The 23486-nt window shown below is 34.6% G+C and carries 23 protein-coding genes and 3 pseudogenes; 17 read left to right on the forward strand and 9 right to left on the reverse strand.

What is annotated here, in order from left to right:
- Positions 1–63 precede the first annotated feature (63 nt).
- Positions 64–249, forward strand: a pseudogene (locus FEU33_RS18990) (DUF6366 family protein); the annotation flags it as partial.
- Between the two features lie 729 nt (positions 250–978).
- Here the strand turns inward: FEU33_RS18990 and FEU33_RS01450 are convergent.
- Positions 979–1200, reverse strand: coding sequence for a DUF1540 domain-containing protein (locus FEU33_RS01450; RefSeq protein ID WP_146547686.1), 222 nt, complete (start codon positions 1198–1200; stop codon positions 979–981).
- Positions 1201–2037: 837 nt separating this feature from the next.
- Here FEU33_RS01450 and FEU33_RS01455 point away from each other — a divergent pair.
- The 4 genes and pseudogenes from FEU33_RS01455 to FEU33_RS01470 all read left to right on the forward strand — a co-directional run bounded on the left by FEU33_RS01455 (position 2038) and on the right by FEU33_RS01470 (position 4432).
- Complete coding sequence (locus FEU33_RS01455) at positions 2038–2808, forward strand: DODA-type extradiol aromatic ring-opening family dioxygenase (RefSeq protein WP_146547687.1); 771 nt, start codon at positions 2038–2040, stop codon at positions 2806–2808.
- A gap of 306 nt (positions 2809–3114) precedes the next feature.
- Positions 3115–3429: a MazG nucleotide pyrophosphohydrolase domain-containing protein gene (locus tag FEU33_RS01460; protein ID WP_146547688.1), complete on the forward strand. Its 315-nt coding sequence runs from the start codon at positions 3115–3117 to the stop codon at positions 3427–3429.
- Between the two features lie 17 nt (positions 3430–3446).
- A complete protein-coding gene (locus FEU33_RS01465; protein WP_312755577.1) occupies positions 3447–4016 on the forward strand; it encodes an LOG family protein in 570 nt (189 codons plus the stop codon).
- Between the two features lie 90 nt (positions 4017–4106).
- Positions 4107–4432: pseudogene (locus FEU33_RS01470) on the forward strand (antibiotic biosynthesis monooxygenase family protein).
- 442 nt (positions 4433–4874) lie between these two features.
- On the opposite strand, the gene FEU33_RS01475 reads toward FEU33_RS01470, so the two are convergent.
- Positions 4875–5360, reverse strand: a complete 486-nt coding sequence (locus tag FEU33_RS01475; RefSeq protein ID WP_146547689.1) for a GNAT family N-acetyltransferase — start codon at positions 5358–5360, stop codon at positions 4875–4877.
- Positions 5361–5476: 116 nt separating this feature from the next.
- On the opposite strand from FEU33_RS01475, the gene FEU33_RS18615 reads away from it, so the two are divergent.
- Positions 5477–5620 carry a hypothetical protein gene (locus tag FEU33_RS18615; RefSeq protein ID WP_186725930.1) on the forward strand — a complete coding sequence of 48 codons (144 nt, stop codon included), beginning with the start codon at positions 5477–5479 and terminating at the stop codon, positions 5618–5620.
- On the opposite strand, the gene FEU33_RS01480 is transcribed toward FEU33_RS18615, so the two are convergent.
- The 6 genes from FEU33_RS01480 to FEU33_RS01505 all read right to left on the reverse strand — a co-directional run bounded on the left by FEU33_RS01480 (position 5617) and on the right by FEU33_RS01505 (position 10627).
- Entirely contained in the window at positions 5617–6945 is a 1329-nt protein-coding gene (locus tag FEU33_RS01480; RefSeq protein ID WP_146547690.1) for an NAD(P)-binding domain-containing protein, read from the reverse strand. The two genes, FEU33_RS18615 and FEU33_RS01480, sit on opposite strands and share 4 nt — an antisense overlap.
- Positions 6946–7109: 164 nt before the next feature.
- Positions 7110–7391: an iron-sulfur cluster assembly accessory protein gene (locus tag FEU33_RS01485; protein WP_146547691.1), complete on the reverse strand. Its 282-nt coding sequence runs from the start codon at positions 7389–7391 to the stop codon at positions 7110–7112.
- Positions 7388–7807 (reverse strand): arsenate reductase (thioredoxin), encoded by a 420-nt coding sequence (gene arsC / locus FEU33_RS01490; RefSeq protein WP_146547692.1) that lies wholly within the window; start codon positions 7805–7807, stop codon positions 7388–7390. Before arsC ends, FEU33_RS01485 begins: the two co-directional genes overlap by 4 nt.
- Positions 7808–7818: 11 nt before the next feature.
- Positions 7819–8877: an ACR3 family arsenite efflux transporter gene (gene arsB, locus FEU33_RS01495; RefSeq protein WP_280524848.1), complete on the reverse strand. Its 1059-nt coding sequence runs from the start codon at positions 8875–8877 to the stop codon at positions 7819–7821.
- Positions 8874–9197, reverse strand: a complete 324-nt coding sequence (locus FEU33_RS01500) for an ArsR/SmtB family transcription factor (protein ID WP_146547694.1) — start codon at positions 9195–9197, stop codon at positions 8874–8876. The genes arsB and FEU33_RS01500 overlap by 4 nt, the downstream gene beginning before the upstream one ends.
- 389 nt (positions 9198–9586) lie before the next feature.
- Positions 9587–10627, reverse strand: a complete 1041-nt coding sequence (locus FEU33_RS01505; protein ID WP_146547695.1) for an LCP family protein — start codon at positions 10625–10627, stop codon at positions 9587–9589.
- A gap of 1972 nt (positions 10628–12599) precedes the next feature.
- Between FEU33_RS01505 and secDF the strand changes: the two genes are divergently transcribed.
- The 11 genes from secDF (at position 12600) to FEU33_RS01560 (ending at position 22604) form a co-directional block, all read left to right on the forward strand.
- Positions 12600–14876 carry a protein translocase subunit SecDF gene (gene secDF / locus FEU33_RS01510; protein ID WP_146547696.1) on the forward strand — a complete coding sequence of 759 codons (2277 nt, stop codon included), beginning with the start codon at positions 12600–12602 and terminating at the stop codon, positions 14874–14876.
- 977 nt (positions 14877–15853) lie between these two features.
- Positions 15854–16429: an accessory gene regulator ArgB-like protein gene (locus FEU33_RS01515; RefSeq protein WP_146547697.1), complete on the forward strand. Its 576-nt coding sequence runs from the start codon at positions 15854–15856 to the stop codon at positions 16427–16429.
- Positions 16413–16583 (forward strand): cyclic lactone autoinducer peptide, encoded by a 171-nt coding sequence (locus FEU33_RS01520; protein ID WP_146547698.1) that lies wholly within the window; start codon positions 16413–16415, stop codon positions 16581–16583. The genes FEU33_RS01515 and FEU33_RS01520 overlap by 17 nt, the downstream gene beginning before the upstream one ends.
- Before the next feature lie 190 nt (positions 16584–16773).
- Positions 16774–17898 (forward strand): sensor histidine kinase, encoded by a 1125-nt coding sequence (locus FEU33_RS01525; protein ID WP_186731284.1) that lies wholly within the window; start codon positions 16774–16776, stop codon positions 17896–17898.
- The gene (locus FEU33_RS01530; protein ID WP_146547700.1) at positions 17895–18650 is read left to right on the forward strand and encodes a LytR/AlgR family response regulator transcription factor; all 756 of its coding nucleotides are present in this window, start codon (positions 17895–17897) and stop codon (positions 18648–18650) included. The genes FEU33_RS01525 and FEU33_RS01530 overlap by 4 nt, the downstream gene beginning before the upstream one ends.
- Before the next feature lie 227 nt (positions 18651–18877).
- Complete coding sequence (locus FEU33_RS01535; protein WP_146547701.1) at positions 18878–19078, forward strand: helix-turn-helix transcriptional regulator; 201 nt, start codon at positions 18878–18880, stop codon at positions 19076–19078.
- A gap of 3 nt (positions 19079–19081) precedes the next feature.
- Positions 19082–19465 carry a hypothetical protein gene (locus tag FEU33_RS01540; protein WP_146547702.1) on the forward strand — a complete coding sequence of 128 codons (384 nt, stop codon included), beginning with the start codon at positions 19082–19084 and terminating at the stop codon, positions 19463–19465.
- Between the two features lie 15 nt (positions 19466–19480).
- On the forward strand, positions 19481–20017 hold the full coding sequence (locus tag FEU33_RS01545) for a dihydrofolate reductase family protein (protein ID WP_146547703.1): 537 nt from the start codon (positions 19481–19483) through the stop codon (positions 20015–20017).
- Between the two features lie 316 nt (positions 20018–20333).
- Positions 20334–20915 (forward strand): dienelactone hydrolase family protein, encoded by a 582-nt coding sequence (locus tag FEU33_RS01550; RefSeq protein ID WP_146547704.1) that lies wholly within the window; start codon positions 20334–20336, stop codon positions 20913–20915.
- A gap of 398 nt (positions 20916–21313) precedes the next feature.
- Complete coding sequence (locus FEU33_RS01555) at positions 21314–21667, forward strand: hypothetical protein (RefSeq protein WP_146547705.1); 354 nt, start codon at positions 21314–21316, stop codon at positions 21665–21667.
- Positions 21668–22151: 484 nt separating this feature from the next.
- A complete protein-coding gene (locus FEU33_RS01560; protein ID WP_146547706.1) occupies positions 22152–22604 on the forward strand; it encodes an NUDIX hydrolase in 453 nt (150 codons plus the stop codon).
- Positions 22605–22794: 190 nt separating this feature from the next.
- Here FEU33_RS01560 and FEU33_RS01565 read toward each other — a convergent pair.
- Positions 22795–23350: pseudogene (locus FEU33_RS01565) on the reverse strand (flavodoxin family protein).
- Between the last annotated feature and the right edge of the window lie 136 nt (positions 23351–23486).

Genomic DNA, 23486 nt, shown 5'->3' on the forward strand with positions numbered 1-23486 from the left:
GCTTCATATGAAAGAATAGCTATCAGGAGGTGTTCACTTGGATTCTCGAAGTGAGACAGCTGAAAAAAAAGGGAACGCTTAAGGCAAGAGGAATTAAAAAATAATCCTTCTGGTACGTTGAATGATGGAGTGAATCGTACTGAAAATGGAAATTTGGTAGATTTAGCCGGCAGTTTAGGATGGAAAGGAACTGGTATCTTAATATTAGTATTGTTTATAGGATATGTAATCTATAAATTATTATTTTAAAATTTGCTCCCATTTAAACAAGCAGTAAGCCGTCACTGCAAGGCTTAAAGTAGGGATAGTTTGGAAGATGAAATCCCCAGTATGTAGAGCTTTACTTTATACATCATTAAAAAAAGCGTATTCAACATAAAACTCGAATACGCTTTTGATTTTGAGGGAAAACAATAACAAAGCTTCATAAGGCTTAAAAATCATACATAAACAAGTTTTATTGAGTTTGTCTGCAGTTTGAGACGAGCATTATTTTGATTTTAAAAACTGAAGCTCACACATCATTTCACATGTGTTGATTTTACAAAAATTAGGAATTTTTATTTGGTGTAATTTTTGAAAAACCTTGTATTTTCAGGACCATTTATAACGATTGGAGCGGAGGGCTTGCTCGACTCCCCGCGGGAAAAGCGAGCAAGCCGGAGCGGAAATCAACGAATTCTCCCTATCTTCATGGAGAAAATTGGATAATCAACACGCCTGATATGATAAAAAACAATAATCAAATGGGCATATAAATAAGATCAATGATAATTTGATAAATCATGAGAAGTCAGCAGAGATCATAGTAATTTTTAGAATGTATGACCGAATGATCTAAATCTTGAAAAACAAGAAGACCACTCCACAATCTAAGTGGCCTTTTTGTGATTGTTTAACTTAGTTCATTAATAATCCAAAATTTTTTGTACCATCAATAAACAGTCCTGTGATATTTGAAAAAAATATCGCTATGTTTCAAGAAAATTTAGATTTTTGCCTGAATGTTTTACAACATGTTTCTCCGGAATGACTCGCTTCTTCTTTACGATTTTTAATGTCAAAATCCTGAGAAAATTCCTCTTTACCGTACTTTGATAGATAATCCATGTCCACTGTTATTTTACTCGCTCCACATATATTTCCTTTTGCGTGAAAAAAACAATTTGATACTGTGCAGTTAACTTCTACGTTTGGCATAATACTCCTCCTGAAAATTGGGATCTGAAAAAGAAATGTTCTTAATGTCCCATGATAATTTGCTCTTATCTAAAATGAAATTTGTGATCTGTCTTACTAGTATTTTTTACAGAAAGGGAAAAAATATAACTAGATCTTGACTTATTCATGGAAATTTAAGAATTCATCTTTAAACATCAGTATTAAAGGCTTTCTCGGTACTTTGACTTTTCACTAAATGAATGAAGATATAATCTATTTATGCTAATTTTTAGGTAATAAAATAAAAAGGATTCTTTATATGGTTACTCCAACGAAAAAAAGCTCAATCAAAAAATTAAATGATTGAATGATGGAGGTTCCCTTTCTTCTAATACAGCAGTTACGCGGGGGATGAAGATTATCTATTAAGAATCCCGTATTGCTGTGAATCAAAGGGTCCATACTTCTTTTTTTAAACACACGTGTTGATTTGACAAAAATTAGGGGTGTCTTTTTGACATAGTTTTTGAAAAACTCTGTATTTTTAAGACCATTTATAAAGATTGGAGCGGAGGCTTGCTCGACTCCCGCGGGAAAAGCGAATAGATGAGACCCCGCAGCGTAGCGATTAAGGAACGGAGTCTAAGGGCGCCACGTCCTGTGGCAACGACTCCGTGACCAACATCCTGTTGCCCCCAGCATCCGCCCGCAGGAAAGCGAGCAAGCCGGAGTGGAAATCAACAAATCCTCTTATTTTTATGGATTAAATTGGATAATCAACACGGTTGTTTTTTAAATGTAAAAGTTTATTATGAACTTAGAAATAACAATCTTTTGATAAGAAAGAACGAAGTTAATAAGAAAGGGAGTATTTAGATGGTCCCATCATTGTTTATTGGACATGGTTCACCATACTTAGCAGTTACTCAAAATGACTATTCAGATTTTCTAAAAGAATTAGGCAAACGTATTAAACCAAAAGCAATCGTCATCTTTAGTGCACATTGGGAAAGTCAAACATTATCACTAACGTATACAGATGATATTTTAGATACAGTGTATGACTACTATGGTTTCCCGGAAGAAATGTACAAAATAAAATATCCTGCAAAAGGATCTAAAATGGTAGCAAATATCTTAGAAGATCGTTTTGAAAAAGCTGGCATACAAACAAAACGTGAAGAAGTTCGAGGCTTAGATCATGGTGTGTGGGTTGCGCTTAGTCATATGTACCCGGATGCAGATATTCCAGTCGTCGAATTATCAGTCAATCCATTCCTATCACCAAAGGAGCAGTTTAACATTGGAGCAGCATTAAAAGGTATTGAGGAAGAGAATATACTAGTAATCGGTAGCGGTACAACCGTACACAATTTCCAATGGATGTATCCTGAAGCAACAAGCCCAGTCAAAGAAGCAGTTGAATTTGATAATTGGATTTTTGATCAAGTCCAAAAAGGTGATATCGATACTTTAGATCAATATCGAACTCTAGCACCAAATGCAACCCTTGCAGTGCCAAGACCTGAACATTTTGTTCCATTATTTATCGCAATGGGGAGTGCAAGTGATAAAACAACAAAACCGATAAAAATTAACCAAACATATGATTTTGGAACAATGAGTAATATGTGTATAGAGTTTTAAAGTAGTAAATGTTTGGATATAAAAATTATTAAGTGATTAAAATAAATAGCAACCGATAGAAAAAGGGGCTGTCCGAACAGTTGATTTTTGTCGACTTTTTGGGACAGCCCATTAATATTTATCAACTCAACTTCAGGAAACCGAGCAAGCCGTAGCGGAAATCAACACATACACTATATTTTGTGGAAAATTGGATAATCAATACGATTGATTTGCTACTTCTTAAAGAAAAAAGCCTTATAGATTAAAATAATCGTATACGGTATGATTAAATATAGAATTTTCCGTTTATGGGGGTGAAATAGTATGAATGCAAAGGAATTCCAAGATTGGATTAACGATTATTATCAACAACGTGGCTGGCATGATTTAAATATTTTTATTCGAATTGGGTTTTTATCAGAAGAGACAGGAGAAGTTGCTAGAGCCATCAGAGCACTTGAAATTGGAAGAGATCGACCAGATGAAGCAGATGAGTCATTCGAAGAAAATAAGAAAAATTTAGTGGAAGAATTAGGGGACGTATTAGGAAATGTAGCAGTTATAGCAAACAAGTACGATATTAGTTTAGAGGATATTTTTTTACAACATAAGAATAAATTATCAAAAAGATATGACTGAAAGAAGGTAATTTACGAATGATGCAAAATGTAGCAGTATTTTGTGGTTCAAGTATCGGTAAAGATCATATTTATCTAGAAAGTGCAGAACAGCTAGGAAGGGAATTAGCTGTTCATGGTAAAACCCTTATTTATGGCGGCGCACAAGTTGGATGTATGGGGGCTATAGCTAATGCGACTTTGGAAAATGGTGGACAAGCGATAGGTGTCATACCACAAAAATTAAAGGATGTCGAAATAGCGCATGAAAATTTAACAAAATTATATATTGTTAACTCTATGCATGAAAGAAAAGAGAAAATGGAGAAATTGGCAAACGGTTTTATTGCTCTCCCGGGTGGCGCAGGTACATTAGAGGAATTGTTTGAAGTTTTTACTTGGGCACAATTAGGCTACCATAAAAAACCATGCGGCTTATTAAATGTAAATGGCTTTTTTGAACCGTTGCTGTCGATGTTGGATTATATTATTAGTCAAGAATTCATGAAGAGTGAATATAAAGAATTGTTTATTGTTGATTCGGATCCTGAAAGATTATTGAAAAGAATGGACAGCTATCAACCAACCGTTTTAGCAAAATGGTCTTAATTACATAAGAGGATAAGTAGAAGATGAAGAAACCCTCATTAGGTGAAGTTGCACTTTATAAACACTAATTATTTTAGGAGTGTGTTGTAGATGAGTCATCTAGCTAATACATTTAAAGTACCTTATTACGCAGTGATCTTTGCTTCGGAACGAACAGAGGGGGACAATGGACATCGCGTTATGGCATCAAAAATGGCTGAACTAGCTAGTCAGCAAAAAGGTTATTTAGGAGCTGAAAGTGCAAGAGGTGACGATTTAGGAATTACGGTTTCATATTGGGAACGCTTGAAGATATTGCTGCATGGAAAGACCATGCAGCTCACCAAATCGCTCAAGAGCGTGGTAAAAAAGAATGGTATAGTCGTTTTGCATTACGTGTATGTAAAGTAGAGCGTGATTATGTGTTTGAAATGTGATCATGGAAGTTTCACCAAAGAGATTATTAGATTTTTTTCTTCAATAACGGGACAATTTTTAGAATAAAATATAAACCTTCTCCTAGTTCGAAAAATAGTTGTTTTAAAATAGGGCACTGAAAAACTATAGAATCACCATCTTTATTGATAAGAATCCACCTTTTCTTTCATTTTATGATCTGAAAAAGTTGATTTTTACTATATTTTTGAAGATGAATGGACTTTTTCAGTGACCGCGTTTTAAAATAGGGGTTTTTTAATCGCATGAATGGGCAGTAAATCTTTACTTCAAGATTCTATTAGAAAGCAGGAGGATAAGTTGGTAGGAGCAGCTGTCGTAAAAGCCCCGATTCATTCAACTAACATTCGGTGGGAGATGAATAAACCTTCCACTGGGTGAAGGGTTATTTATAAGATCATATAATTGTTATACAAGATCACCTCAAAACACCGCTTTGCTCCGTCTCTCCATGATGATAGTATCTTGCCATTCCCCATCGCGTCTGGCGATTTTTTCTCTAGTGCCAACGACTCGAAATCCTACTTTTAAATGAAGAGCTAGGCTTGCTTGATTTTTGGAAGATATTGATGATTGCAATGTCCAATAGCCGGCTTCTTCGCTTTTTTGAATCATTTTATTCATAAGTGCTGTTCCAATGCCTTTTCCACGAGCTAACTCACTGATATAAATACTAATTTCCCCTACACCACAATATGCCTTTCGATTGGAGACTTGAGAAAGTGCAATCCAAGCAATAATTTGGTCATTCGTTTCTGCAACAAAACGTAATGTTTTATGGTGAGATGCGTGCCAATCTCCTTTTGTTGGAACGATTGTTTCAAAAGTAGCAATTTTGGTTTCTAAACCTCGCCTATATATTTGAAGCACTTGTTCTAAATCAGAATGTTGCATTTGTCGTATGATCATAGTAATAACCTTCCCTAAGACTTGCTTCTATTTTTATCCCGCATTAACTGGGCAGTAATACTCACACCTCAAAATTCAGCGAAAGTAAAGAAGTTAGGTGGGAGATAAACTGCCACATGCGTCCGATTGGTTCGGGTCAACAAGATGCTGACCAATCAGGTGTTGCTACCACACGACGTGGCGCTTTTCACTTTCGTTCCTCTAGTTCAGTGGGGGATGAAGAAAACCCACAGATTAAAGTTTCACTTTATCTTGCTTAACAACAGCCGCCAATGCCGCTATTACATACACCTGTTTCTGGGAGATTTAATTCCACATGCCTTGAACTATCGATATCACCAGTTAGGTAGGCAACGATTGAGCGAACTTGTTCGTAACCTGTCGCCATTAAAAATGTAGGAGCTCGACCATAGCTTTTGGAACCTACCACATAGAAGTTTGATTCAGGTTGCCGTAATTCAGCTTCACCATGTGGTTTTACGGTTCCGCAGCTATGCTTATTTGGATCAATTAAAGGAGCCAGTGCAGATACACTCTCAGTAGTAGCAGCTATGTCAAAACGAATTTCTGCATTGATTGAATAATCTGGACGATTGCCAGTGTTAACGATTAATCGATCAAAGCCTTTTAACGTATGAGCTTCGTTACATTTTGTACCGATAATTGAGATTTTATCTTCTTCTTTTTTCAAAGAGGAGATAAAGAAGGGTGTTACAACTTGGATTTTATCTTCTTCAACTAATTGCCGAATATGCGTTCCAAGAGATCCACGTGCAATAAGTTCGTCTTTCTGCTCCCCACCATATGCCATTTCAATATGCTCTTTACGTAAAATCCATGTAATGTCAGTTGCTGACTCATCTTCTTTTAATGCAGCCAAATTTAATAAGGAATTAATGGCTGAATGACCACCGCCAATTACCGCTATTTTTTTATTTGCATAAAGAGAATGTTTTTTTTCTATATTGGGTATATGGTAATCAATGTATAGCTGTAATGCCTTTTCACTAGGGAGCCATACACCATTTCCTTGTGCAGGATTTGGATTTCCCCAAGTACCTGTTGCATCTAATACAGCACGTGCTTCAAAAGATTTGATTCGGCCATCTACATTTACATAAAGTACAAACGGATTTTGACTGCGATTTTTTGATTTCATTTTATCACTGAATTTGCGTGTAATTGCAATGATTTGATGGTTTGTATAGATAAAAGGCTTCAGTTCTTTTAATGCGGCCAAAGGTTTTAAATATGAATCAATTAGTTGGTTACCTGTTGGAATATCATCTGCATGTGGCTCTTGCCAATCCGTTTTTTGCAACATTTTTTTTGCAGCGGTATCCATGTTATATTTCCATGGGGAAAATAATGTAACATGCCCCCATGTACGAATATTGGCCCCTACTTCCTTGCCTTTTTCCAATAGTATAAATGCTTGTTTTTTTGAGACTAGCTGTGCCGCTGCGGCTAAACCGACTGGACCAGCACCAATGATGGCTACAGGTAATGTGGATTCGGCAAATGTACAACAATTACTTGAAGGATCGCAACAGGCCGATTGGTTTAAAATTTTCAATGTTTTCATGGGAAAATGCCTCCTATTCATAAGTATCTGCTTATATATATTTTAAAAAAATATTTGAAAATGGATTTTTAAGCAAATCAAGATGTTTCTGTAGCAGTCATCATCCTTGACTGTAATCAAATTAAGAATGTGAAAATTTAGTTTCTAAATAGTGTGCAAGTTTTTTAACAACAATGCGGTACGTAGCCAATTAATAGTAAACCGATTTCGCCATTTTCTTCTTCAGCATGAATGGTTACTTCTTCTAACTCATTCTTTACGAGCGGATCAATCGCTAATGGAATACCGTCAATTGTTAGAACTTCATCAGTAGGATGTGCATCTTCTAAAACTATGCCTAGATTGATACTGCAGCATCCTTGTATTCCATAGAAACGAAGTGTTTTTACTTTAGATTTTTCCAGGACTTGTGATAAATACTTTTTTCCATCAGGTGAAATTTTCATTCGTCAAGCTCCCTTACAAACTGTTTTACACGTTTACCAATCGCATCTCGCACCTCCTGAAACACTTGCCATTTTTCCTGCTCGTTTCCCTGTGCTTTGGCAGGATCTTCAAAGCCCCAATGTTCGCGTTTGACAGATGGTGGTGTCATAGGGCATTTATCCGCTGCATCACCACAAAGTGTGACAACGAGTGTAGCATGTTGCAATGCGTTTAGATCGATAACATCAGAAGTATGGTGAGAAATATCGATGCCAATTTCTTGCATGGCTTTAATAGCATTTGGATTTACGCCATGTGCCTCAATACCAGCGCTCTTAACAGTCCAATCGGAAGGGAGCAGTTTTTCTGCCCATCCTTCTGCCATCTGGCTACGGCATGAGTTTCCTGTGCATAGAAAATACAATGTTTTTGTCATGAGAAGACTCCTTATAATTTGATGGTTTGAAAATATTTTTTCTGCCATTTTAGTGCAACACGAACAAGTCCGATTAATACGGGTACTTCAACAAGTGGTCCAATAACCGCGGCGAATGCCTCGCCACTATGAATACCAAATACAGCGACGGCTACAGCGATGGCTAGCTCGAAATTATTGCTTGCAGCTGTAAAGGATAAAGCAGCTGTAACAGGATAGCTCGCACCTACTTTACGTGAGGCAAAGAAAGAAATGACAAACATGATGAAGAAATAGATCAACAAAGGTAATGCGATACGAAGCGCGTCAAATGGTAATTCTATGATTTGATCGCCTTTTAATGAAAACATCATCACGATCGTAAAGAGAAGCGCCACTAACGTTAATGGTGAAATTTTCGGAATAAATCGTTCTTGATACCATTTCACACCCTTTAATCGGATACCAATCATACGTGTTAAAATTCCTGCAATAAATGGAATTCCCAAATAGGTCAAGACACTTTTCGTAATTTCCCACATAGAAATGGATATGGATAAATTCTCTAAGCCAAACCATCCGGGCATGATATTTAAAAAGAAATAGGCAAATACAGAATAGAATAAGATTTGAAAGATCGAATTGAAGGCAACCAACCCAGCTACGTACTCGGCATCACCTCGTGCTAAATCATTCCATACAATAACCATCGCGATGCAGCGGGCAAGACCTATCAGTATTAAGCCAGCCATATATTCTGGATAATTGTGAAGAAAGAGAATAGCTAGGAAGAACATTAAAAAGGGTCCTAATAACCAATTTTGGATAAGAGATAGTAATAATACTTTCCAATCTTTAAAGACACGCCACATTTCCTCATATTTCACCTTTGCTAGAGGGGGATAGAGCATAACAATCAAACCAATAGCAATGGGTATAGATGTTGTGCCAACAGATAAAGCATCTAAAGTATCTTTCAAATGAGGCGCGCCCACACTTAGTAAAATTCCTAGCCCCATTGCAAGGAAAATCCAAAGTGTCAAATAACGATCTAAAAAAGATAACTGTTTTGTTAAGGATTTTTCCATTATTGATGACCTTCTTCTGAGCAGCAAGAGGGCCCGCAATGATGAATGGATATGGGTTCCAACGTATTAAGAATACTTTGAATATAAGGAGACTGCTTTTCATTTAGTCGGTAATGCTTCCAAGTACCCTTTTTTCTTTCCAAAATAATGCCAGCTTCTTTTAGCTTTCGTAATTGCTGACTAACTGCTGGTTGTGAAACTTCTAATATATCTACTAAATCACATACACAAACTTCGCCTTGCTTTAAACAAGCCAAAAGCTTTAAGCGGTTCGTATCACTAACAGCCTTTAGCTGCTTTTCCATGTTTAACAACGAATCCATGAGAACGCTCCTTTTATATAATTATTTTATTATATAACTATATACTTATATATAGAAGATGGCAACAGATAAATTAACGTCGTTGTTATTTATTTCGTATTAACAGGCAGTAAGGCCCCCCCACACTCACTACAAGATGTTGGGGGAGCTACCTGTAAAAGTTCGATTGGTTCAATTACAATCCCTGTATGAGATCCCACTAGGTGAGGGTTTATTTTGAGACAGGTGTGCGGCTTAAGAGAAAATCAGAGTGAAATTGGATAATCAACGCGGCTGATTTTTATTATTACTTTAATTTTTAAGCTCACACGTAAGCTGATTTATCAATTACGTAATGGCTGAAATTTTTAAGACAGATGATATGCGCGATTTTAAGATGAAAGGAATCTTTAATTAGCAACATCCGCATCTGTAGTGAAGGCACTTTTATCTTTCAATTTAAGTATACTCCGTAAATTTTCACTTACTTGTTGCAAACTGCTCTGTTGTGGGATAAAGTATGAGCCGCCATCTACAGTTTGATCGGCTCCATCAATTTCAAGTGTACTGATAGATGGGTTTTTTAACTTTGAGTATTGTTTTTGCAATGCAAAAATATCCTTTGCACTTAAATCTGTTTCTACATTTTTACCGAGAATATCTGATATTTGCCCAACTTTAAAAATCGTTTTGGCAGACATGGCTTGATCAATTACCGCTTTTAAAAATTGTCTTTGTCTTTCATCTCTAGAATACGTGGCATTCACGTCTCTTTTTCGCATACGTACGAAAGCAAGAGATTCCTCCCCATTTAGAAGAGTTTTTCCCTTTTTGAATTCTATTTTGGAATTATCATAGATATTTTTTTCCCAAAAACCCTCTTTGACATCAATTGTGACACCACCTAAGGTATTAACAATATCGCGAAGTCCATCGAAATTTACTGCAACAAAATGATCGATTGGGATATTAAGGAGCTTTTCGACTGTTTCTATTTGTAGTTTGACAGCCCCATAGCCTGTGATATCTCCATAGGTATAAGCAGCGTTTATTTTATGGATACCAGAGTATTCTCCAGCATTTTCAATACGAACTCTTGTATCCCTAGGTATGGTGACTAAATGGATTTGCTTGGAATTAGGATCTAGCGTAATGACTATTTGGGTATCTGCTCTACCGCTATCTGTATCTTTGGCATAATCTTCAACCCCTATTAACAAAATAGAAATAGGGTCTTTACTAAATGTGATATTATTTTCCCTTAACTCAGATTTATCCCCCTTCCTACCTAAGTCTACCGTTGAATGATCCAAGGCGCTTTTCACCTGTACAAAGGTATAGATCCCATAACTAGATGCAAGTAAAACAATTATTATAGTCGATAATAAAAACCATTTTAGAATTCTTTTTTTAGGTTTCTCTTTTGTTATTTTAGTTCTATGTTTTCTCATAGTATGATCCTCTCTCGAATGAGCTGAAAATAATGTAAAAGATTCATTTAAAAAATATAAACTGAATAAAATAGAAGCCCTTTTTAAATCCAAACGTCTTTTAGAGGTAATATTTGCTGGTATAAATGAAGTCTATCAATCTTCATAGATCGCTAAATAAAGTCATAGCTATGACCTGACCAATCTTCATCTGAAATAAATTAGTTTGAATCTTTTTTGGGCTATTTTTCAAAATAATATTTCATAAATTTATATGATACATGACGCCAATAATGTGCCCATTGTTCCAACAATAAAACTTTTGCAAATAAAAGCATAGCTAAGCCTTTTTTTGCATATTTTAATAGCTTTCAAAAGTGCATTTCTTTTGTTTAACAAGATTTATCCCACGTTAACAGACGGTAAGGCCCCCACCTCAAGGTTTTAGAGAGAAACAAACGAAGAAAGATAGGTGGGGGAACAACTGCCGCATGCGACCGATTGGTATAGCTAACCATGGGGGATGAAGAACCCCCACTGATGGAGTTTCACTTTATTTAAGAAATGATTTCCAATCATGATGGGAGAAAATTAGAGAGGCTAGGATAGCAGTCTATAATACAAGGGAAAGAGAGAAGAGGGATTCTAGTAATGATTTGTCTTATGGGAGAGTGAGTATTGTTTTATCGATAGAACGATGAAAAGACAGCTGTTCAGCTGCCTTTTTTCTTTTTATATTTTTTTTGCTAGCCGTCCTTTTTTGACGTCTCAGTGTATAAATGGCATCGTAAAAGAAATCAGCACATAATGTAAAATGCGGTTCAGCATAAATGACGCAAGCGTTTGTCCTGCTTGTCTACACTATTAAAAGTAGTCCATAATCGTGTCAATATTAAATAAAAAGACACTGGAAGATAAAAATTTCAACCCTTTTAGATCAATTCAGCGACTTTGCTCTGCTTGTTAACAGTTTAAATATGGAAAAAGAGGTGTTGCCGTGAAATTCTACTGGTATAGCTGCTGAATCGATTTTCGAGAATTTGATGAAATTGAATTTATCTCTTTATTATGAGATAAATCGAAAGATAGTGCCACAAATTCATTATAAAAGGATCTATCTTTACACAAGTGATGATTCAAATTGAAAACTTACGCTACTTTTACAAGAAGCCTCATCCAAAACCTGCAATCAGTGAAATTCAGTTCATCAGAGATGAAGCAAAATGTGTTAAGTTTTTTCGCCTATAAACTTAACGAATTAGCTTGAATAGATCATTACCTAGAGTTACAAGTAGAGTAGTTTATGATGAATCGTCTTCATATGAACCACTGTGTAAAAAAATTTATCTTCTCAATGTAAATTTCTTCACATCCCTATTGTAACAACTAAAGCCTTAGGAAAACGATTTTAGTCGTAAATTGCAATAAATTGATCTTAAACGTCAAATTGCTATCATACCGATGACGATTATGATGAAAAATCTAACGTTTATGATATGACGGAGTGGGATGATTTAATTTTTAGAATAATTTTCTAACAAAAGATGTTTTACTTTCTTAAATAATTGTTCTATACAGTTTCTAGGACTCGCTTCTCCTAAAAATCCTTAAAAATTTAATTTCAATAAGCACTATATAGAAGCGGAGTATATGCATTTTTGATAAGTCGAGTAACCTCTGTTTCAAACAAAACTGGTGTTAAAAAAAGAGTATTTCTACGCTTCTATTCAGATAAAACTCTCTTTTTCAAGTGTCCTAACTACAGGTACCATTTTAATGTTCACCCTATTTGTTTTTTAATCAGCACGTACAGCTGAAGAGTTTGTAGTATATTTATTGTAAAATTCTAACATTGTTTGACATAAAAGAAAAGCTACTTCATAATAAATCTATTATGTAGAAACTGGAAAACAAGACATATATCTATATTCAAACATAATATAAAAATTATTTTATATTATGTTGAAGCACTTTTTTGAGGAGGATTTTTTGAATGAAGTTAAAAAGCCGAATCGCAGTTTTTTTCTTGATCATACTTGCTTTATTTGCATCAATGGGCATGACGATTACCGGAATCTTAAAAGATATTAATCTAGGTCTCGATTTACAAGGTGGCTTTGAGGTTTTGTATGAAGTACAACCACTAAAAGAAGGTGGACATGTAACGGAAGAGGATGTAAAAGCAACTAAAGATGCGATCGAAAGACGTATTAATGTTTTAGGGGTATCTGAACCAAGCATTAATATTGAAGGAAAGAATCGTATCCGTGTACAACTTGCAGGTGTTAAAAACCAAAACCAAGCACGTGAGGTTTTATCAAATCAAGCAAATCTAACATTTCGTGATTACAATGATCAGTTATTACTAAATGGTAAAGACTTAAAACAGGGTGGAGCAAAAGCTGGATTTGATGAACAAAATAAACCGATGGTAACATTAACACTAAAAGATGCAGACAAATTTGCGAAAATTACATCAAAGCTATCTCAACGTCCCTCTCCTGAAAATATAATGGTCATTTGGTTAGACTATCAAAAAGGAGACTCATACATAAAAGAGGCACAAAAAGAAAAACCAGCTTATGCCTCAGCAGCAACGGTTGACCAAACATTGAACACAACGGACGTTCAAATTACAGGTAACTTCACTGTCCAAGAAACGAAGGATTTGGCAGGTATTTTAAATGCCGGCGCACTTCCAGCAAAACTGGTTGAAGTTTACTCCACTTCTGTTGGTGCACAATTTGGCGATGACGCGTTAAAAGCAACGGTATTTGCGAGTATCATTGGTGTTGCGGCAATTTTTATCTTCATGTTAGCAGTTTATCGATTACCAGGTTTAATCGCTGATATCACATTAACCGTATTCACATTTATCGTGTTGTGGATTTTTGAGATGATCCATGCGGTCTTAACGCTTCCTGGTATTGCAGCACTTGTTCTTGGGATTGGGATGGCTGTAGACGCCAACATTTTAATGTACGAGCGAATCAAAGAAGAATTACGCGTTGGTAAGTCATCGAAAGTGGCTTTTAAAGCTGGTTCAAAATCTTCATTCACAGCTATTTTTGATGCGAACATTACAACACTTTTAGCCGCGGCTGTTTTATTCCATTTTGGTACAAGTAATGTAAGAGGATTTGCTACAACATTAATCATCAGTGTCATCGTAACATTTGTAACAGCTATTTGGGGGACACGTATTCTATTAGGCTTGCTCGTTAATTCAGGCTACTTGGATAACAGACCTTGGTTATTTGGTGTCAACAATAAACGCATTCACAAACTATCAGAAGGTATCGATACGCTCGATTTAAAAACAAAGTTTGACCGTTTTGATTTCGTCCACAGCCGTAATAAATTCTTCACATTATCAGCTGTCTTGATTTTAGCGGGCATGATTATTTTAGGTATTTTCAAGCTAAACCTGGGTGTGGATTTTACAAGTGGTTCACGTGTTGAAGTACAGACCAATCAAACATTAACGTCTCAAGAAGTTGAAAAAACAGTTATAAGAGATGGATACTCACCAAAAGATATTTCAATTGCTGGTGAGAAATCAGAAACGGCTGTATTACGTTTTACAGATAACTTCTCAAAAGACCAAGTAAAAGATTTTAAAGCACAAATGCAAAAAGAATACGGTGAAGATATACAAATCGCAGTCAGCACAGTATCCTCAACCGTTGGTAAGGAACTCGCAAAAAATGCGATTTATGCATTATTGATTGCAGCGCTTGGTATCATTATCTATGTGGCAGTTCGTTTCGAATGGCGCATGGGTGTTGGAACGATTGTGTCATTACTCCATGATGTATTCTTTATGGTAGCTATCTTCAGTTTATTCCGTATTGAAGTGGATATCACGTTTATTGCTGCAGTACTGACGATTGTCGGCTATTCTATCAACGATACGATTGTTACATTTGACCGTATTCGCGAGAATCTTCATCGTAGCGGCATCATCAAAAACAAAGAGGATTTAGCGAATATCGTTAATAAATCCCTACGTCAAACACTTGGACGTTCTGTTAATACAGTCGTTACGGTATTAGTTGTCGTAATTGCATTAATGTTTTTTGGTGCATCAGCAATTCAAACATTCTCATTGGCGTTACTAATCGGCTTAGTTACTGGTGTTTATTCGTCTATTTATATTGCCGCTCAAGTTTGGTACGTACTTAAAGTGCGCCAAATGAAAAAACAAAAAGGTAAACTAGATGTAGGTAAAAAAGAGCGCAAATGGGGTTCAGACGATCCAGTCGTTTAAAATATAGGGTGAACACCTATTTCTAATTCATTTTCTAGCGCTGTATAAGTAAGTCTAGATCTATCATACCTCCTAATCATTTACTTGTTATGTAATCACCACAGCAAGATTCAATGATTAGGAGGTTTTTAATGTCAACAACATTCCTTCTATTTGTATCTTAAAGGATTCAAAATGACTTTTTTAGAAACGATTTTTGCCGATATAAACGACGCGATGAAAAAAAGCCACTTAATAAAATCTTAGTTACAGCTTGATAAAGTTCCATTTGGAATAGATTAAAATGAATTTGTTCAAAAACCTTTTTTTAAAATAATATTGAGTGTTTCACAAAGTCTCCATAATACAATGACAGCGATTGTCCTGCCTAATGTTCCAATGGCAAAATCCTCACAGATAAAAATGCGGCGAAGATCCTTTCTGTATGCACCAATAGTTTTCAGAATTATTCATTTTACAACATTCACATAAAGAAATAATACCAATCATGATAAAAAACGATTAAGGAGATGACCAATAACCAGCTTAGAAACAAAAATAAATATTTTGATATATTAGTAAATTATATTAAAAATATATATAAATATATCTAATGGATATTTTTAAAAATATTACTATTCTATCGATTAAAATTCCTAAAAAGGGTTTTTTGTAGTAAAATGTAATTAAATGATCATAAACGTTAAATGACTTCATTTTTTACAACGATTATGAATAAAAAATTAACGTTTATGATAAAGAAAAAAAGAGGAAATAATTAAAAAATACCGACTAGTATTGTAAACATTTTAATTTTTTATAAAAATTAGTATGGAAATGGTTGCATATAGTAGATTTGGTGCTATTTTATTAATAAGTGGGAATTTTTATAGTGTTTTTGATGGATAGTGATTGCTGGATTTTCTGTGATTTCAGAACTTCGTAGTGCAACGGTCATATGTCCTGTCAATTAGTATAAAAGGGGATGAAACACATAAATGTCTGGGATGGAGTCCGCTATTGTAAATGCGCTTATTAAGCAACAAAATTATACATCCTTAGATCAGGCTAAAATCCGATATGGTGTTCATATTATTTTAAGTGAACTATATAAAGCAATTATCGTTTATGGAGTTGCTTTGTTGCTCCACTGCCTAGTGCCAACTTTGATTGCACATCTAACGTTTTTGGTACTCCGTCAAAAATCATTCGGCTATCATTTTGCGGGCAAGTTAAGCTGTATAGCATGGAGTATTATTGCATTCCCTTTTCTAGCTGCATTTTTAGGTATTTTCCAACTTCCATATGGGCTTATGCTGGGGATTAGTATGGTTTCAGCAATCATTATTTTTGCATACGCACCTGCTGGAACTTTAAAACATCCTATTGTCAATGATAAACATCGTAGCTATTTAAAAAAGCATACACGCATACGATTATTGGCAATTATCCTATTAATCATTGTTTTACCTTCATCTATCCAACTATTTGTTGTTCAAGGTTTATGTCTTCAAAGTTTAGCGATTCTAATACAAACCATTAAAGGAGAAGATTCAAATGAATGTAAAATTTAAACCGTTCCAATCCACTAAAAGTTTTGTTCTTACGAAATTGTCCAAATTGGCTATGATTGTAGGAGGTCTTGCAGTAGTAAATATTTGTACTTTTTTCTTTCATGAAGAAGAAATACCGAAAGAACTTAAGGAAAATCATCCATTTCTAAAATAAGCGGTAGGGAAGTGTTGGATAGATGAATCACTTCTTTTCTCCAGTAGTTGAATTTTGTGTCATATTCCTTGCCTTAGTTTATACATTAAGGATTCGTATAAACCTTCGAGAAGTTTTGCTTTTTATAGGTCTTGTGGTTTTACCTACAATTAGTGTTTATGTATTTGTTACAAGCTGGGTGGGAATAATAATGTTATTTTTTACCACGGGCCTATTCTTTTATAGGATTTCGGGAAATTTTCGAGCATTGCTAGATGTATGTATTGTCTTTTTTAGTGGTATGTTAGCAGATCTTCTTGCTGAACTTATTGGGCGTTCTTTTATAGCAAATAATATGAATACGTATTTACACTATGTCTTATTTAGTATTTTTTATGTGTTATGTATTTATGTCTATAAAAATATAATAATCGATAAAGTATTGGCTCGTATAGATATTCCGCTACTCATACAAATATCCATTTTTTTGATTGTCAGTGCCACGATTCTTGTTTTTTATTTAAATATCTTTGTGCCTGATAATCGGGACGAAATAGAATTGTTGAAAATCAATTTAGCGATCCAATTGAGCTATTTTCTGTTGATGCTTCTGTTATTTGGTCTCCTTTTGTATGGCATCAAAAAGGAAAATCGCTTAAAACAGCGTGCGATGGAGATGAAGCAATTCTCCATGTATGTAGAAGGGCTCGAACAGATCAATCGTGATATGCAGAAATTTCGTCATGATTATGCAAATATTTTGCTGACGATGCAAGGCTATTTAGATGAAAATAATTTAGAAGACTTAAAGGAATACTTTCAACAACATATTTTAAAAGTAGAGTCGAATACTTTATTTAAAAATAAGGTATTGGCGAATTTGGATAATTTAAAAATAACAGGACTAAAGGGGCTTATAGCGACAAAAGCGCTGCAAGCAAATGAGCAGGGAATTGATGTAAGTATTGAAATACCCGATAAAATCGATAACATCCATATGAATATCATTGACTTAACGCGAATGATAGGCATTTTGATTGACAATGCGATTGAAGCAAATCAATCAGTAGATCATAAAATAATGAACATCGCTTTCTTTAAAACAAATACGGATTCTTTGATTATTATCATTCGAAATACAATGGAAAAAAAGATCCTAAACGTAACAGATATTTATAAAGAATCTTTCTCTACAAAGGGTAAAGGCCGTGGCTTTGGTTTGGCAAATGTTAAGCAGATTGTCGAAAGGTATCCGCAAGTAACGATGAATACAAGAATCGAAGACAATTGGTTTATTCAAGAAATTGAAATTCAGAATTGGGGGCAAATAAATTGAAGGTAATTATTTGCGATGATGATGAAAGACAACTTCAGCTTATTTATACAAAGTTAAAAAATTATGCACTGATTGAACACCCCAGTATAGAGTTTGTTTTAGTAACTTCTAAACCTGAAGATGTTATCACTTATATAGAAAAGGAACGAGCGGATTGTTATTTTTTAGATATTGAACTGAGCAGCCAGATCAATGGGTTAGAGTTAGCAAACAAGATTCGCCAATTTGATCCGCAGTCGAGTGTTATTTTTGTGACAAGTCATGCAGAAATGCTTCAACTCACATTTACATATAAGCTAGCAGCACTCGATTATATCGTGAAAAGAGAAGGGGAAGAGTTAAGTTATCAGCTAGTCACTGCGTTAGAAACTGCATATCGGAGATACGAGCAATTAGGCGCTGTTGATGAAGGTCATTATTTTCAAATTAAAATTGGCGAGTTGATCAAAAACATTCCATACGATGAGATTTATTGCTTTTTGACATCTACTCAAATCCACAAGCTTCAATTACAAACTAAAAATGGGCACTATGAATTTTATGGGAACTTAAAAGATATTATTGAACGTCTCGATGAAAGATTCTATCGTTGCCATAAAAGTTGCATTATAAATACAGAGCATATTCAGCAAATTGACAAAAAAGGTCGAATGGTAACAATGGCTAATGGCGAGATTTGCGCGGTTTCTTTTAGAACTATGCGGGGTTTACTCGAAAAAGTAAAGGAAAATGAGACTATAAGGGTATTATAGATGTAAAGAAGTAGAGTGTCATCTTTGGAAGCGTACATAGAAATTTTTAAAAGTTATTAGATCCATTTATAATACAAAATATATATAGAAGAATGTACTAATGTTTTTAATATAATATTTCATGAAGCTAGTTTTACCCGCGAAAAGTAAAACTAGCTTTATATCTATTTAATGAGTAAAGCATACTTTACATACAGTAAGATTTATATTATTAGTGGGGTGACTACATGAAAAACCGTATAAAGGAGTTCAGAGTTCAAAATGTTTTAACACAAGATCAGTTGGCAGAAAAGTTAGGTGTATCAAGACAAACGATTATTTCTTTAGAAAGAGGACGATATAATCCTTCTATTATACTCGCTTTCAAATTAGCAAGTATTTTCCAATGCCAAATGGAAGATTTATTTATATACGAGGAGGGGAGATGAGGGATGAAAAAAGCACGTGAAAATCAGATGATATATCTATTTGTAGGTGTATTATTAACGGGAGTAGGGACTTATATCAACTATGATGATATCCTACATCTTCGCTTTCCAGATGGTATGATGAGTTTGTTTTTAGGAACCAGTTCATTGATGATGGCTTATTTATCGCCACATTTATTTCCGAGGGATGAACGGACAAGTGAGATTATTGGAAAAAGCATGAGTGTAAATTATTTTGTATTATTTGGGACGATACTGATACTATTTTTAGTTACGGGATCGCTTGGCCCATTATCGCTTACTGCCACACAAGTATTAATAGTTCTATTTTGTGTAATGATTACTTCTATACCTGCGACGATGATTGTTTATTCTAAACGAATATAAGGGAGGAATTCAGTTATGAATCAGAAACGAAATATAGTAGCGTTTATTGCTGCAAGTCTAGATGGTTATATTGCTACCAAAAATGAGTCACTTGATTGGTTATTTAAAGTAGAAGGCGACGGGGATAACGGATTTTCTGATTTTTATGAAACAGTGGATACGATTTTAATGGGAAGAAGAACTTACGATTGGATAATGAAGCAGGACTTAAAAGGATTTCCTTATAAAGGTAAAGAATGCTACGTTTTTACGAGAAATTCTATCGAAGATACGGAAGATGTAAAGTTTGTTCATGGTGATGATTTAACTAAACTTGTAACTAAATTAAAAGGACAACATGGCAAGAAAATATGGATGGTTGGTGGGGGAGAGTTGTTACACACTTTTATCCAAAATAAATTCATGGATGAATTCATCATAACAATTGCCCCAACGATACTTGGGCAAGGGATTCCATTATTTCATGAGGAGGCTGAAGAGCTAGATCTTATATTGAAAGGAACTAACACCTTCAATCAATTTGTTGAATTGTACTATGAAGTGAAAAAATAATATTTTAATAAAATATATAGGGCACGTTAATCTTAAATAAGTACATGTAATGAGAGAATGTCAATGAATTACAACAGCTCTACAACTGGTAATAATGTTCAGATTTACACGTTAACATATACTTTTCTTTTTAAATATTATATGGTGATAATTATTAAAAATAGAATATATATCCTGAATATTAATAAATTAATTATAAAAGTTTGAAACCAATAATGTATACATTCCATGAACTTTAAAATTAATGACTAATCTATACTATTGTTAAATGGATATACTATTGAAAAATGAATGACGTTAAGGGGGGTATCATCATATGAAATTGGTTCAATCCTCAAACAGATGTATTATTTTACTCCATGAGATCTATGGAATAAATGAACATATGAAATTCTATGCCAATTATTTTTTCAAAAGAGGTTATGATGTTTTCATTCCAAACTTACTAGGAAATGAAGAACCGTATCGTTATGATCAAGAACAAGAAGCCTATCAACATTTTATAAAGGATATAGGATTTGAAAAGGCTTATGAGCAGGTTCTTGAATTGGTTCACCAATGCTATGATAAATATGAAAATGTACAAATTGTAGGGTTTAGTATTGGTGCTACTATTGCATGGCTTTGTAGTACAGAAAATAAAATCGCAAAAATTTTCGGCTTCTATGGTTCAAGGATTCGCCAGTATATAACTATTGAACCTCGAACGGCGACTTTTTTATTTTACGGTAAGCATGAAAAAGCATTTAATTCCGAAGTATTGGCAAAGGAATTAAATCGCAAAGAGCTTGTTTCAGTATATACTTTCGATGGTACTCATGGATTTGCAGATCCTTATTCTACAGCATATTGTGAAGCATCCACTCAAGAAATTTTGACAAAATATTTAGTATTGTAACCAGCCTTTTATGGATTTAATGAAAAATTCCTCAGATCATGTCATTAAGTAAATGTATTTGATATTTATCCCGCTTTAACGGGCAGTAAGACCCCCACCTCAAGGTTTGGAGAGAAACGAGAAAGATAGGTGGGATTAACTGCCCGTAAAAAGCCCGATTGGTTTAGCTGACCATCAGTGGGGGACCACTGATGGAGGCTTCACTTTATTGGTCAGAATAAAGTTTTTTCAGGATGGGAGGGGGAAAATTATTGCTTGGGATGAAGGAAGAAATAGTGGCTCACTATTTTAAAACAATTGAATGGGTGAAGGAATTAGAGAATTTATCCGAGACTGTTTGGAGGACCCCTATCCAAAAGGATAAATAGACAATTGCAGAAATAGTTGGTCATTTTAAAGTGTGGGATACATTTGTTCTTTATCAACGTTTACCATATATTTTTGGAGAGAAAGAGCTGCCGAAAGCTCCAAACACCAATGAAGTAAATGCAGAATCGGCAATTCTAAGTAGAAAAAAAGCTATAGAAGTGACGAGTGCCGAATTTATAAAAATTAGAAGAAACCTTATTACAGCGATCATCAATTTAGAGGATCATCTTTGGAATAAAGAATTTTATATAGGTAGCAGTGAATACACTTTGCAAAGGTATTTTAGAGGACAGATAGAACATGACCTGCATCATTTTGAACAGATTCGATGTCTATTAGAGAAAAAAGGATCTTTTGTGGATGGCAAGCTCACTATGGATTAATTTCAACATTCAATATTACACTGACCAGAGAAGTAACATGTGTTTTTTCGCTGTCGATAAAGAAAAAGGTTCACCATTGAAGGTTTCGATGAAGAAATTTTTCATTGCTATTTTAATTATATTATCGTTGATTGCAGTAGGATCGGTGTTTATCTAATATAAATAATAGGCTGTAGTAGAGTGCCGTGAGTTTACGTTTACATAAGAGAGGAAAAAATATATGATAACGATAAAAGCGCCCTTTCTTTTTACTTTTCTAGTAGTATTAATAGTAGTGCTAATAATTAATTTTATAACCTGGACTTATCTAGTAAAAAGAAGCAGTGATAAAAATGAATGGAAAACTTTTATAATAATAGTATTAATTCAAAGTGCTTTAATCACTTTGTTGCTGAACTGGTTATAAATCTTGTCAATATAATAAGATTCATTGAATTGGTTTGAATCACTCATATTTTGCATATATAAAAGGTGGAGAAATGCCATGGGCTATATGATGGATTTGCGGAAAAAAGTAGGGACGGAACCACTGATCATGGTTGGCGCTTGTGTCATTATTCTGAATGAAAGCCATCAACTATTAATGCAATTAAGGGAAGATAATCAATGCTGGGGGCTTATTGGTGGTTCAATGGAGTTAGGAGAGTCGCTCGAAGAAGCAGCTATTCGAGAGATGAAAGAGGAAAGTGGATTGATTCCTGATCAATTAGAATTACTACATACTTTTTCTGGAAGGGATTTTTACTATCAATACCCTCATGGCGATGAAGTTTATAATGTGGTGACTGCCTATACGTGTAGAAAATATAGTGGGAAATTGCAAAATGATGAAGATGAGGCGATTGATTTAAAATTTTTTAGTTTAAAAGAGCTTCCGATAAATATTAGTCCTCCAGATAAGCTTGTTTTAGATTATTATTTGAACACTTCGAAATAAAAGTTGGATCAATTGGATACGCGTACTGTTTAAATAACCTACTATCAATCAAGATGACAATAGGCTATCTGTATGGATAAGAATCGTGAGGGAAAAGATGGTCATCTTCAGTAATAAAGCATGATTATAACAACTGTTTGTTTCCATTTTGGTAGCAAAGTCATTAACAACAAGGTGTTTAGAAAGCTACTTAATGACGTGTTTGATTCACCAAAGATTGTAGCCATCCATTGAGCCATTTTACCTCACTCAATACTCGTGAGTCTGATAGTACATCGCCGGGACGGTTGCCTTCAGCTAAAATATAATGTTCAAATGATGTACCTAGAAACTCAAAAATGTATTGGAATTGTTGAATCATAGGCAATCCTTTTATTGTTGGATTGTCTCCGCCTACAGCTAATACGATTGCTTTTACTGTTCTTAAGTGCTCTGTTAATTGTGGGTAGCGTTCGTCACGAATAGCTTGGCTTAAGCGGTCAATCATGACTTTCATCGTGCCGCTCATACTATACCAATAAATAGGTGTAGCAAAGACAATGACGTCACTTTTTAAAATCTGCTGAATGATTTGATCATAATCATCATCAGGTAATGAAAATCCTTCGAGATCATGCCGTTTATGGGACAATCTTCATATTTTGCAAATGAACCGCTTCGAAATTCAGTCCATTTAATACCTTATTCGCTAATAACGAGCTATTGCTATTTTCTCGAGAACTTCCGTAAAATACAGTAATATTCATATAAAACATCCCTTTCACTTCATTCGCATGGTCAAAATGAAAAAATATTAACTATGGTGTTGATTAGTGGAAAATAGCGTAATCATCACATTTAAAAAATATATCATTGCTATATCTGATATTTATCATAAAAGTT

This window comes from Rummeliibacillus suwonensis (assembly GCF_007896435.1).
GTDB lineage: Bacteria > Bacillota > Bacilli > Bacillales_A > Planococcaceae > Rummeliibacillus > Rummeliibacillus suwonensis.